The 12,485-nt window shown below is 60.8% G+C and carries 9 protein-coding genes; 8 read left to right on the top strand and 1 reads right to left on the bottom strand.

Annotation, left to right across the window (positions count from 1 at the left end; translation table 11 throughout):
• The first annotated feature begins 12 nt into the window (after positions 1 to 12).
• The 4 genes from BRA49_RS00520 to BRA49_RS00505 all read left to right on the top strand — a co-directional run bounded on the left by BRA49_RS00520 (position 13) and on the right by BRA49_RS00505 (position 8,888).
• Positions 13 to 3,846, top strand: a complete 3,834-nt coding sequence (locus tag BRA49_RS00520) for a hypothetical protein (RefSeq protein ID WP_292382514.1) — start codon at positions 13 to 15, stop codon at positions 3,844 to 3,846.
• A gap of 14 nt (positions 3,847 to 3,860) precedes the next feature.
• The gene (locus BRA49_RS00515) at positions 3,861 to 4,583 is read left to right on the top strand and encodes a hypothetical protein (RefSeq protein ID WP_292382512.1); all 723 of its coding nucleotides are present in this window, start codon (positions 3,861 to 3,863) and stop codon (positions 4,581 to 4,583) included.
• 410 nt (positions 4,584 to 4,993) lie between these two features.
• A complete protein-coding gene (locus BRA49_RS00510) occupies positions 4,994 to 7,738 on the top strand; it encodes a hypothetical protein (RefSeq protein ID WP_292382510.1) in 2,745 nt (914 codons plus the stop codon).
• Positions 7,739 to 8,237: 499 nt separating this feature from the next.
• Positions 8,238 to 8,888 carry a cupredoxin domain-containing protein gene (locus tag BRA49_RS00505; protein ID WP_292382509.1) on the top strand — a complete coding sequence of 217 codons (651 nt, stop codon included), beginning with the start codon at positions 8,238 to 8,240 and terminating at the stop codon, positions 8,886 to 8,888.
• Positions 8,889 to 8,932: 44 nt separating this feature from the next.
• On the opposite strand, the gene BRA49_RS00500 is transcribed toward BRA49_RS00505, so the two are convergent.
• Complete coding sequence (locus BRA49_RS00500; RefSeq protein WP_292382507.1) at positions 8,933 to 10,264, bottom strand: cobyrinate a,c-diamide synthase; 1,332 nt, start codon at positions 10,262 to 10,264, stop codon at positions 8,933 to 8,935.
• Between the two features lie 128 nt (positions 10,265 to 10,392).
• Between BRA49_RS00500 and BRA49_RS00495 the strand changes: the two genes are divergently transcribed.
• The 4 genes from BRA49_RS00495 to BRA49_RS00480 form a co-directional block, all read left to right on the top strand.
• A complete protein-coding gene (locus BRA49_RS00495; RefSeq protein ID WP_292382505.1) occupies positions 10,393 to 11,085 on the top strand; it encodes an energy-coupling factor ABC transporter permease in 693 nt (230 codons plus the stop codon).
• Positions 11,082 to 11,372, top strand: coding sequence for an energy-coupling factor ABC transporter substrate-binding protein (locus BRA49_RS00490; protein WP_292382503.1), 291 nt, complete (start codon positions 11,082 to 11,084; stop codon positions 11,370 to 11,372). The genes BRA49_RS00495 and BRA49_RS00490 overlap by 4 nt, the downstream gene beginning before the upstream one ends.
• A 44-nt stretch (positions 11,373 to 11,416) precedes the next feature.
• Complete coding sequence (cbiQ, locus tag BRA49_RS00485; protein WP_292382501.1) at positions 11,417 to 12,193, top strand: cobalt ECF transporter T component CbiQ; 777 nt, start codon at positions 11,417 to 11,419, stop codon at positions 12,191 to 12,193.
• The coding region (locus BRA49_RS00480) for an ATP-binding cassette domain-containing protein (protein ID WP_292382499.1) at positions 12,190 to 12,485 on the top strand (296 nt) is incomplete at its 3' end. The genes cbiQ and BRA49_RS00480, both read left to right, overlap by 4 nt.

Genomic DNA, 12,485 nt, shown 5'->3' with positions numbered 1-12,485 from the left:
GAGGAAAAAGAAATGAGACATATGGTATGGAGCATCCTGCTCCTCACCCTCCTCTGCGGCGTCTGCTCTGCTGCCACGCTCTCTGTGGACCCGGCGGAAAGCACCTGCGCCAGTGGGGAGACCGTAGAACTGACCGTCTGGGTGCAGGATGTTAGCAACCTGGGCGGGTTCGATATCGACCTGCGCTGGAACCCCTCGGTGGTCACCCTTGACACTGAGGCAGGAAACGTCACTCTTGGCCCATTCTTCTCGGGCCTGCATAACAGCTCCGTCTACTCCCAGAGCGGACGCATCCGCGTTGCAGCGGTGAACGCCACTCTCGATGGCGTATCGGGCAGCGCCCCCCTCTTCACGGTGCGCCTGGAGGCGGTTGACAACACGGGCGCTTCGACGCCGGTTACCCTCAACGTCAACAACTACGGATTCCTGAATTCCACGTCTGGTGAAAACATCACGGTATCGGGAATCATGAACGCCGTCGTCACGACCGAGAAGAGCAACGTCATCGATGCCCGGGTTGCCGTGCCATCGAACCAGGTGATCACCGGCCAGGAGAGTCACATCACCGCATCTGTCGTGAACCGCCGGGGTTTCACGACGTCCCCGCTTGATATCAATGTCAGCATTGTCGATGGGGACGGCATTACGGCTGAATCCTGGAGTTACCCTGGCGAGATCATCCCTGCCTGGGGCAGGTTCCAGCAGGGACTTGTATGGACCCCGGAAATGGCCGGGCCCTACACCGTGCGGGTCAACGTAACAAGCGATAAGCCCGTCTCCGGGACGGCCGATTATACAACGACCGTTACTGCACAGGAGTATACCCTCGAGTTCACCGACGGCTATGTCTACGGTCCCTGGGACGGCAGGGCAGCCGCCGGTTCATCGTTCTCCATGGGTACCTACGTGAATGCAAGCCATACGGGCACCATCTGGTTCAACGTCACCGCCCCGGACCATGTCACGGTCGAGGGCGGCAGAAATCAGACCCGGTACGCGTATGCCTCTGAATGGAACTACATGAGCGTCCGGATACAGTCGAACACGCCCGGCCAGATCGCTGCAGGTGACATCAAGTTCGATATCGCCGCGAACGGGGAGTCCGACTCCCTGGACGGAACGGCGATCCTTATCTGGATCCCCTCGATAAAGGTCTCGTCCGTCAACGCCACGTCTGTAAACAGCGGCCAGCCCGGCGAACTGACCTTCAACACCCTCCAGACCAACAACACCTACGACAACGCAACAAAGATCATTGTCCAGTCCGGCGCCCGCGGGCGCACCCTTTCCGGTCTCGATTACCTCATCGGCTATCCATACGGATGCGTCGAGCAGACGACGAGCCGGATGCTGGCGTCGCTGAATGTCAAGAACTACTACCTCGACCGCGCGGACAAGCCCGCGGACTGGGATGACATCCGGGAGAATGCAAACTCCTCGGTCTATAACGGTGTTAAGAAACTCGTTGTGGGCGGCGAGGTAGGCCAGAACACCGGAGAGTATTATGAAAGCAGTGCCGGCGGCTGGAGCCTCTGGGGCGGCGAGCCCTCGGAGTCGTCATCGAGCTCCTACGCGGGCTACACCCTCGCCCGGATCAATATGCCTGGTGAGGACTTAAACCGGTTCCTTGAAGGAAATATCACAAACGGCAGCACATTTGAACGCGACAAGGTGAACTTCGAGAGCCTGATCAAGTGGTTCCACGACAACCCGGACGACCCGAGCAGCGGCACCTGGACGTGGAGCGCTCACGTCTGCCACTCGTGGACGCCCGAGTCGAACACCGCGTTCATCATGCTCATCCATGACATGATCAACCAGACGGTTGAGCTGGACGCCGAGCACCGCGGCTACATGGAAGACAACATGAGGAATGCCACGCGGTACTTCGTCGAGAAAGAGAGGGAAGGATCCTGGCCGGCAGGCGATGATCAGGCAATGGCGAGGGCGCTCGCCCTCTGGGGGCTTGAGGTCTTCGCGCTGCCGTCTGATGATGTCAGCAGCGACGATATTAACGATACCAAGGCGGCTTTGACGGATTGGTTGATCGGGGAGCAGGACCGTAACGACGGCTCCTGGCCTGTTGGCTATTCGTACGGCTGGTATGATAATGGAAGAAAGACAGAAGCGACTGCGTATGCTATCCTTGCGCTGAACGCGACCGGGGTCCCTGCCGAAAATGAGACAATTCAGAAAGGGGTCAACTGGCTCATCGAGCAGTACGAGAACGGCGGAGGCTGGGGTTACACCTGGGCCACTCAGGTAGCCGTTGATGCGCTGGTCCAGTGCCAGCCCAACACCGTCACCACCGGCACGGTTGATATCGCCATCGACGGGACGTCTATCGGCACCTTCAGTGTGGATGCGGCGAACCCCCGGAGAACCTACCCGCTCACATCCGCTCAGATGGACGACCTTATGGAGGGCGGAACCCTGAAGCGTGACATCTTCAAGAACGGCTACTCCACGGTGAAGTCCCATACGCTCACCGCCACGACCAGCGACGCCAGCGGACCGATCCTGGTCAGCATCGACCACTCGCAGTCCGCCCCGATCAACGAGATCGACAACACGATCCGGTCAAACCCGGTGATCCAGTCCTTCGGCTACGAAGAAGAGGCCGGGCTCCTGCAGGTCTCGACCGATATCGGTATGCTCACTGATATCGAGGAGGAGAATCCCTACACGGTTGACATCACCTCGACACCGATGGTTGCCGGCGGGGAGGCAGATCTGACGATCACGGTCACGTCGAGCGAGAACGTGTACTCCCCGATGATCGAGATCCCGATAGCCGGGTTCAGTTTCGATAACAACTCGGTCATCCGAGAAAACGGCACCACAGGCGCGTTTGAGGTTCTGAACAGCTCGACGGACAGCGACCGGCTCGCGCTCTTCATCGAGTCGGTCGGCTGGGAGCAGGGCATGGAGATGACCTACGAGTTCACGATAACGCCCGAGGATCATGGGGCGCTGGATCTCGACCTCCGTATCCGGCCGCTCTATGATGACACCGATGTCTACCTGGTCAACGAGACCTTCCAGGTTTTGGGCAGAGGGAATGTTACCGTCAACGTCGTCGGTGAGGATGGTGCACCGGTCACCGCCGACAGCATCGCTCTCGGCGCGGACAGGGTTACCAACAGTGCGAGCCACACCTTCACCGGCATTCTCGAAGGGACCTACCCGCTTGTCGTGAACGAGACCGACTACCCCTCGATCCACACCACGGCCCGGGTCACGCCGGATGCGACGGCGCTCTACAACATAACGCTCCCGTCGTCCCTCATTGACCCGACCCTGGTCTTCTCTGAGGGAGGCGCAGGGAGCATCGCCGGCGTGGCATGGGTGGAGCCCGAGCCGCTCAACGCGGCCCGGAGCGAGAACACCACCTACAACGTGACGGTTCTTGGGAACGGCGGCGAACTCGGCATTGCGCTTGAGTTCCCGATGAGGTACCTGATGAGCGAACCGGTAGTGAAGGTGAACGGTGTGGAGACGGCGTATGAGTTGATCAACGGTACGTTCGAGTACGATCCCACCATGAGGACCTACTCTACCACGAATGCCACCCTGGTCATCTATAACGCGCCGGTCGGCAGCAACACGGTTGAGATCGAGTTTGAAGGTGGATTGTTGGGTGATGCTTACAAAGATGGTAAAATCAACGTAAATGACGCTCTTTACGTTTTGCACTTTGTTGCAGGGAACATCGAAGGATTTGAAACCTACGATTATCCTAACGTCTATGATCGCGATGATCACGTAATCAACGTAAATGACGCATTATATATCCTCCATCAGATTGCGGGCAACGTAGACGAATACTACGACCCTGTCCTATAAGAGAGGGGCAACTTATGAAACCCATTTTTTCACGCACACTCATTCTTGTAGCGGTTCTGTGCGTATTGTTCACAGCGGTACAGGCAGCGGAAGTGCGCCTCGCCGACGGGCAGCTCATCGTCGCGGGCGTAGACGACAGCATCGGCCTTGGAGGCTTTGACGTTGTTCTCTCGTACGGTCCCGACGTCTCGGTCACCTCGGTCGAAGGTCTTTCAGGCTTTCTGGTGGCGAGTAACATCCAGAACGACGCAGGGATGACTGTCATTGCAGGGATATCGGCTGATGGGCTGACGGGAGATGTTCCTGTTGCATCCGTACAGGTTGAAGGGACGGGTCCCATCGCGATCGCCGTCAGGGAACTCGGGAATGCACGTGGGGACCCCATTGCCTTCACCAACCCGACATTTGGTGGGACAATCCCTACTCCCGGGACTCCTGCTCCGGGAACCCCTGGCACGCCTACGCCCGGGAGCGTGACTCCTGTCTCCACACCGGCCGGAACGCCCCAGACGACGGTGACCCCCGCGCTGGGAGAAACGGGGCAGACAGCAGAGAATGAGCCGACAATGACCGTGACAGTCACAACATCGACTGCGTTGCAAGAGGAATCACCGACACAGTTCGGGGAAACCCCTGAATCGCAGGATCTGCCAGAGAGTACACCAAAGGCGGCATTACCCGTCTTAATTACACTCTTTGCGGTCCTTGCTGTAGTCATATTAAATGGAAAGGAATAATAATAGCTAAAAAGAGAGGAGAATTCATGAAACCGACGAAGTTCAGGATAGCGTGCATAATTCTGCCGTTATTCATTGCTCTCTGTGTCGGTACAGCGAGTGCTGCCGGTAGCGGGACACTTGCTGCAACTGACGCTTTACAGATCAGAGGAGGGGAAGATGGTCACGTGTTCATCTTCCTCAATGGCTCGTACGATCCCGCTGTAGGAGGCTTGGAGTTATCTGTATTCTATAATGAGTCCATTGCCGAAGCTACAACGTTTGTCAGGAATCCTGAGGCAGGCTCTGGAGTAACACCAAGAGATCTCTCAAGTGGGTTCTCTCCTCAGCTTGCGAATGATGTGGGAATTCCTACTGAGACCTGGCTATGGGACATCACCTTTAGGGCAAGGGTGAACGATGGAAGCGTAATGACAGTTGGACTTGTTCCCTCTGTCGTTAGTAGTGTAAACCTCCCGCCTGATGACTATCTGAGTGTTACGGCTGTCCACAACGCCACCTTCTCCACCAAGGATGAAGTGCTCCCGGTGATCAATATCACCACGCCGGTGACTGTCTCGCCCACGTTCAACATCGCCGGGACGATCTACGATGTCGGTGGGATGGGCACCGCGCAGGCAACCCTGAAGAACACGACCCATGCAGCGGTCACGTACGATCTCACGCTCAACGGATTGGCCCCGACCTGTACCTTCAGCGAACAGGTCACCTGGCCGATTGAGGACGGCGTCACCCTGACGGTCACCGCGACCGATGACGCAGGGAACACCAACACCTCGTCACAGGTCATCAACGTCGTGGACGTCGGTTTCTCGAATCCCGAGCCGACCGGTTACATCAATGCCACCCCGGCCCAGGCTCAGGCGTTCATGTCCCAGATAGACAAGACCGAGCCCATCACGATGTACCTCGGCTCTGCGACCTACGGGCCGACGCGGCTGACCCTCGATACCACCACCGACTACGCGAAGGGCGACCTGCCCAACGATCTCGTTGACGGCGAGTACTGGGTGAACGTCAGCGGAACCGACAACTTCGGCGATGAGCGGTGCCTCAACTGGACATTCACGCTCGACGCCACCGCGCCGGTGATCAACTCCTTCACGATCACTGACAGTGACGGTGACGGCTACATCGAGGCCGAGGAGGATCTTACCCTGACATGGGTTGCCACCGATCGGTATTTCAAGAATGTCACCCTCATGGACGTTAACTCGCGCGAGGTTCTCTGGTCCAGCGACGACGCCTCCGGGTCAGATACCATCCAGATAGATGACGGAAACCGCGACCTTGCGTTCCGCGCCTACGACCGTGCGGGCAACTACGACAGCCGCGCATTCCACCTCTACTACGACTACATGATCTGGGTGAACTCGACGAAGGTGGGCGAGGTCTCCGGCCTCGACACGACCTACACTGCGGTGAAGGATGTCAGCAGGACCGCGGTAAGTTCCATCACCCTCTACGGGTGCACTGTAACCCTCCCTACCCTGAACCAGTTGCAAAAGAATGTTACAAACGTCGGCTGGGTCACCCCCGACACCTATGTGGTCGTGGACAAGAACGCTAACAAAACCATTTCCGGAAGCGAGACCTACCAGAATGCCTGGGTTCTCGATCCGAACACGGACCTCGACTTCCTGGTGAAGGTGCCGCACGTCCACAATGCCACCCTCGTCCTCGGTGAGGCAAACGAGTCGTACATTGATGAGCTGATCCGCGGCGGAAGAGGCGGCATGCACTCGGTCAACTACACCGAACTTATCAAGAAGGCTGCCTACATCTTCATCGATGGCGGCTGGGCGAAGGTCACGGTGGATGACGACGGCACAATCTCCATACCCGAACACTCAGGAAACAACATCACTAACGCGGGCAACATCTCGGCAACGCTGCGCCACCCCGATAACCAGGTGGACCTGCACACCGGCTACCGGCTGAGCACGCAGGGCCTGACGGCAATTACGCCCGCTCCCGGCGACTACGCCCTTGCTGCAATCGCCATGGACGGCGACCGGATCGGTCTCCTCGGCGCGATGCCGATTATGGTAATGGAGAGCCCTGACCAGGGCGCGATCACCCCCACGAGTGTGCAGCAGAACGCGACCTTTACCGCGCAGTTCAGGTATGATACACCCTGTGAGCGTCTCGGCGTGGTTGTTCTCCGCAACGTCGCCTATGATGGCAACGCACTCATCGACGCGTTGACGCTCGGTAGGGATACGCTCCGCCTGAACCTCACCTACAACGGTATCGCCGCAACCCAGAAGCTCGCTGGTAATGTCTACGTCAGCCCGAGCAGCGGGAAGTATGTAGTGGCGAACACCAACCAGGCCACGATCTCGACGACAGGCCTTGAACCCGACACCTACCAGGTCTACATGGTAGGGCAGAGCGCCAACGGCACGATGCAGGCCTACGGGCAGCATACGCTCACCATCACTCCGCACGTGACGCCCACGCCCACCGCTCCTCCCCACCACGGTGGCGGCGGTGGCGGCGGCAGCAGCAAAGCCCCTGTCTCTTACACCACGACAGGCACCTTGCTGACCAACAGCGCAGGAACCGTCCTCAAATCCATCAGGGTTAACGCCGAGGACAACGTCGGGAGCCTGCTCATCCCGATCGGCACGAAGGCACTCGACGCAGACGGCAACCCGCTCTCCAGCATCAGCCTCAAACCCCTCACGGGCAGCGATGTCCCGGCGGCTCCGACCGGAGCAGTCTTCCAGTTCGCCGGCTACGCCTATGAGGCCAGCCCCGCGGGCGCCACCTTCAGCCCGGCGATCACCCTGACGTTCACGATCCCCGATGACGTCTGGGAGACGCTCGACCCCGCCAGCGAACAGTTCACGGTGAAGTGGTACAACGCGGAGGCCGGCCTCTGGGAAGACGTGGCAGTAACCGTCAACCCCGGTGCCCGGACCGTGACGGCGACAGTGACGCACTTCAGCGTCTACGCGCTCTTCACCGAGCCGGGGTCAACGCCGGTCACCCCGACCGAGACCCCAACCACGACAACGACCACGACCACGACCACGACGACCCCCGGGGGCCAGCCCTCTGAAGGCCTGCCCATGACGATGATCCTCGTGATCTTCGCCGTCGTCGTCATCATTGCAGCGGCCGGATACTTCCTCATGATGAGGAAGTAATCCCGCCACTCTTTTTCTTGAACCTGCAAACAGCGGGCTCCAGGGACCATCCGTACCCATCTTGCCGCCCGGTTCGTTCGACGAAATGAATACAGCCACACCATGTTGTGCTGTCACCACAATGCGAGCGGTCTCCGGCAGACGGGGACCGTGCCGGGCGAGGCGAGGGAGCGCTCCTTGGCGGTCATCCCACCGGTGCGGCGCTCTCCACTGCAGAACACTTTGTGGCAAGCAGAACAGCGATCTCGGCTTCACTCTTCACCTCCCCTGCTTTGCTACGGGGAGGTGCGCGACACACCAGGAGTTCTGCTATTTGGGTACACCGCCTGTTATTACGGCGATGTTGACGGGTAATGGTGTTTTTCACCCGGAACATCCACGCGATGTACCTGATTGCAAGATGGCCGTGTACCACGCTGCTATGGCTGATTTCCACTCTATGTTTCAGTTTTCCATCAGGGGGTAAAGTTTATTTACGCCAAAAGGTATCGTCCACCGCATGAAGAGATTGTTTGGTATCCTTGCGCTCATGGTGATCGCGAGCATCATGATCGCAGGGTGCGTGCAGCCAGCGGGCAACGAGACGGCGACCCCCGGTATGACTCCGGGGGCCACCGAAACCCCGATGGGAACCGAGAGCCCGACGATGACTGAAACCCCGATGGGAACCGAGACTACGAGTGAGACCGGGACACCGGGGGCCACCGGGACCCCGATGGGAACCGAGAGCCCGACGATGACCGAAACCCCGATGGGAACCGAGACTACGAGTGAGACCGGAACGCCGGTGACGACCGAGACCACCACGATGGCCGGGACCACGCCAACGACCGCCGCTGCGAACGCGACGGAGACCCCGCCCGGACCGCCTGCCGCTGCCGTCGCCGACGAGCTCGTCTCGATCACCGATGGCGGATTTTCGCCGAGCACGCTCACCGTTCCCACGGGCACCACGGTGGGCTGGACCAACGACGGCGAGATGAACCAGACCGTCACGGGGACCGGGGCTCTGGGTTTCTTTGACTCCGGGATGCTCCAGCCGGGCGAATCGTTCACCTACAACTTCAGAGGCACGGGGAACTACACCTACACCTCACAGACGTCCGGAGCCACCGGGGTGGTGATCGTCACCGCCAACACAACTGCTTAACCCTTTTTTCCGGTATCGACGGGCTTAGGGGGCAGAAATCTGCCCTACGTCCGCCGGTATGTCCCGGCGGCCCGGACCAGGCTGCCGGCCAATCCTTCTGTGAAGTAGGCGTGGGTGTACTGCCCGACCGCGTTCTGCACGGTGAGCCCGTCCCGCGCGCCGTCGATCCCCCGTCCCCGGAGGAGTTCCAGGGCAAACCGGGCATCCGGAGCGCAGTCAAGGCGCGAATAGTGGAATTCATGGCCCCGGAAGGCGGAGCCCGGCGCAAGGACCGGCGCCCCGCCGACCACCCGGGCCTCCACATAGCCGAGACCCTGGATGCGGTTCGTCATCGCGGCCGCCGCCGGGAGGACGCCCACCATCGGGCAATCGCCCTCGTCGGTCACAAGTTGCTCCGTGAGGTAGACGAGCCCGCCGCACTCCGCGTAGACCGGCATGCCGTCGTCGACTGCCCGTCGCACGTCCTCCCGGCAGCGAGAGGCCGAGAGCGCCGCCGCGTGGAGTTCAGGATAGCCTCCTCCGAGATAGAGCATGTCCACGTCCGGGAGCCGGTCCGTCATCGGTGAGAAGAAGACCAGGTGCGCCCCGGCCCGGGCGAGCCGGTCGAGGTTGTCCTGGTAATAGAAACAGAACGCCGCATCGTTCGCGACGCCGACCCGGACCTCAGCCTCCGGCCGGTCGGGGATATTCACCGGCGCCGGGCGAGGTGGGGCTGTCCGGGCGAGGTCCAGGATCCCGGCGAGATCACAGGATGCCTCCACCACCGGCCCGAATCCTGCCATCGCTCCGGTCTCTGCTGCCATCGCGAGCCCGAGGTGCCGGCTCGTGACCACAAGGTCGTCCTGTCGCGGGACCCACCCGTAGGCCGGGAGGCTCTGCGTGGCCTCGATCAGTGCCCGGTGGCGAGGGCTCCCGACCCGGTTGAAGACGACCCCGGCGACCCGGACCTCCGGGTCGAACCCCGCATACCCCCGGACCGTTGCGTGAACGCTTCGTGACGCCCCCTTTGCGTCCACAACAAGGAGGACCGGGGCGTCGAGGATCTTCGCGACGTGGGCCGTGCTCGCGGCATCGGTCCCGTCAACCCCGTCGTAGAGCCCCATCACGCCCTCGATGACGGCGATATCGGCCCCGGCGGATGCGCGGAAAAATGTCTCCCGCACCCCGGTCTCCCCCATCATGAACGGGTCGAGGTTGCGCGACGCGCGATCGCAGATAGCTGTGTGGTGCGTGGGATCGATGAAGTCCGGGCCCACCTTGAAGGGCTGGACGGCGAGCCCCCGGGCGGTGAGCGCCGCCATCAGGCCGCTTGCGAGCGTGGTCTTGCCGCAGCCGCTATGAGTTCCGGCGACGACGATCCGTGGAATTGGACGCATAACGTTCCTGTAGTGTTGAATATCGCAGAAGATAAATATGACCTGGGATAACCAGCATATACCAAATAATGTTTCATTAAAACAAGTCTATCTGATTTAACCCCGTCAGGCATATTGCAGGTGATATCATGCACATTATGGAAGGATTCTTACCGAGTCCCTGGTGGGAGATCTGGTTCATTGTCTCCCTACCCTTCATCGTTATCGGAATCTACCAGCTCAACAGGCTTGTACAGGAAAAAAGGGATGCCCTGCCGCTCCTTGCCGTCGCAGGCGCTTTCGTCTTCGTCCTCTCCTCGCTTAAACTCCCCTCGTTCAACGGGAGCTGTTCCCATCCCACGGGGACGGGACTTGGCGGCGTCCTCTTCGGCCCCTGCATCGCCGCCGTCCTCGGCCTGATCGTCCTTGTATTTCAGGCGGTCTTCCTCGCACACGGCGGGATCACTACCCTCGGGGCGAACGTCTTCTCGATGGGGATCGCGGGGCCCGTCGTCGCCTACATCATCTACAAGGCCGGGACCCGGGCAGGCGCAAACACTTACGCGACGGTCTTTCTTGCCGCGGCCCTCGCCGACCTCGTCACCTACGTCGTCACCTCGGTCCAGCTCGCGCTCGCGTTCCCCGGAAGCGTCGGGTTCCTCGGGGCTTTCTCTGCGTTTGCCGCGATCTTCGCCGTCACCCAGATCCCACTCGCCATCATCGAGGGCGCGGTCATCGCGCTGGTCTTCAAGTACATCGTCCAGATCAAACCCGAGATCCTCACCCGCTTAAACCTCCTCTCCGAGAGTACCATCACGAAACTCCGGGAGGCCGCCGCATGAAGCACGGTCTGGAGATCACGGTTGCCGTGATCATCATCGTCTTTGCCGCCGTCTTCCTCGTCCAGGACGCCGCGATCCGGGCTTCCGGTGAGGAGGCCTGGGGTGGGGCCGACGGCGAGGCCGCCGACCTCATCGAAGCCTCCGGCTACGAACCCTGGTTCGAGTCCTTCTGGGCACCCCCGAGCGGCGAGATCGAGTCGCTCTTCTTTGCCCTGCAGGCGGCCATCGGCGCGGTGATCATCGGTTACGTCTTCGGCTACTGGCAGGGCAGCAGGAAAACCGCCTGATTTTTTTGGTGATCCGGCTAACCAGATAAGGGAACGGGACTGCAATGCATAATATCCTCGAAGACGTTGCCCAGACAAACGGTCTGCGTGAGACGAGCTCAGGCCTCAAACTCTTCATCGGGCTATCAAGCATCCTCATCTCGGTCTCGTCGCCCGGTCCCGTCGCCCCTCTGCTGGTTGCGGCCTCGATGAGCGCCGCCCTCCTCGTCCTCGCGCGCATCCCGGCGCGGTTCTACGTCCGACTCCTCCTGGTCCCGGTTCTCTTTGCGGCGACGAGCATCGCCGTGGTCCTCTTCATCACCGGCGGCGGGGCGGTGCTCATCCAGGTCCCCGGTCTCCCCCTCGCGGTCACGGTCGGCGGCGCGAACCTTGCCGTTCTTCTCCTCGCCCGGGTCTTCGGCGGAATGTGCTCGCTCTACTTCATCGCACTCACGACGCCGATGACCGAGATCCTTGATATCCTCCGGCGGCTCCGGGTGCCCGCCGTCTTCATCGACCTCGCCATGCTCACCTACCGGTTCATCTTCATCTTCATCGAGGAGGCCGGCCAGATCTATCGATCTCAGGTGATGCGGCTCGGGTATGGCCGGTTCCGGGAGTCGGTGCAGTCATTCGGGATGCTCACCGGCGCGCTCTTCCTCCGGACCTGGGAGAGCGGCGAAGCCCTGGTGCTCGCCATGGACGCGCGTTGCTACGACGGCAAACTCGGCATCCCCGGTGAAACACGCCCCGTCTCATCCTCTGCGCTCGCAACGGCCCTGTTCTACGTCGGGGCCGTCTTCGGCGTCTCGCTCTTCACCGGAGGTCTGGTACTCGTATGATACCGCTGCTTGAGACCGACGCGATCACCTACACCTACCCGAACGGTCCTGCCGCCCTCACCGGGGTGAGCGTCCGTATCGCCGCGGGATCAAAGACCGCCATCGTCGGCCCGAACGGCGCCGGAAAGTCGACCCTCCTCCTGATGCTCAACGGCATGCTCCGGCCGGCCTCAGGCGAGGTCCGCTTCAATGACCGGCCGCTCGCCTACGACAACCGGAGCCTCCGGGACCTCCGCCGCCGGGTCGGGTTCGTCTTCCAGAACCCCGACGTCCAGATCATCGCCCCGACCGT

Source organism: Methanoculleus sp. UBA430, from assembly GCF_002506585.1.
In the GTDB taxonomy this organism is placed as follows: Archaea; Halobacteriota; Methanomicrobia; order Methanomicrobiales; family Methanoculleaceae; genus Methanoculleus.
The sequence above is the reverse complement of the archived record's forward strand: the minus strand, read 5'-3'. Positions and strand labels throughout refer to the sequence as shown.

Excerpts from the sequence above, each read along its gene's own strand:
- BRA49_RS00520 (WP_292382514.1), top strand. The coding sequence starts at position 13 with ATGAGACATATGGTATGGAGCATCCTGCTCCTCACCCTCCTCTGCGGC.
- BRA49_RS00515 (WP_292382512.1), top strand. The coding sequence starts at position 3,861 with ATGAAACCCATTTTTTCACGCACACTCATTCTTGTAGCGGTTCTGTGC.
- BRA49_RS00510 (WP_292382510.1), top strand. The coding sequence starts at position 4,994 with ATGACAGTTGGACTTGTTCCCTCTGTCGTTAGTAGTGTAAACCTCCCG.
- BRA49_RS00505 (WP_292382509.1), top strand. The coding sequence starts at position 8,238 with ATGAAGAGATTGTTTGGTATCCTTGCGCTCATGGTGATCGCGAGCATC.
- BRA49_RS00500 (WP_292382507.1), bottom strand. The coding sequence starts at position 10,264 with ATGCGTCCAATTCCACGGATCGTCGTCGCCGGAACTCATAGCGGCTGC.
- BRA49_RS00495 (WP_292382505.1), top strand. The coding sequence starts at position 10,393 with ATGCACATTATGGAAGGATTCTTACCGAGTCCCTGGTGGGAGATCTGG.
- BRA49_RS00490 (WP_292382503.1), top strand. The coding sequence starts at position 11,082 with ATGAAGCACGGTCTGGAGATCACGGTTGCCGTGATCATCATCGTCTTT.
- cbiQ (WP_292382501.1), top strand. The coding sequence starts at position 11,417 with ATGCATAATATCCTCGAAGACGTTGCCCAGACAAACGGTCTGCGTGAG.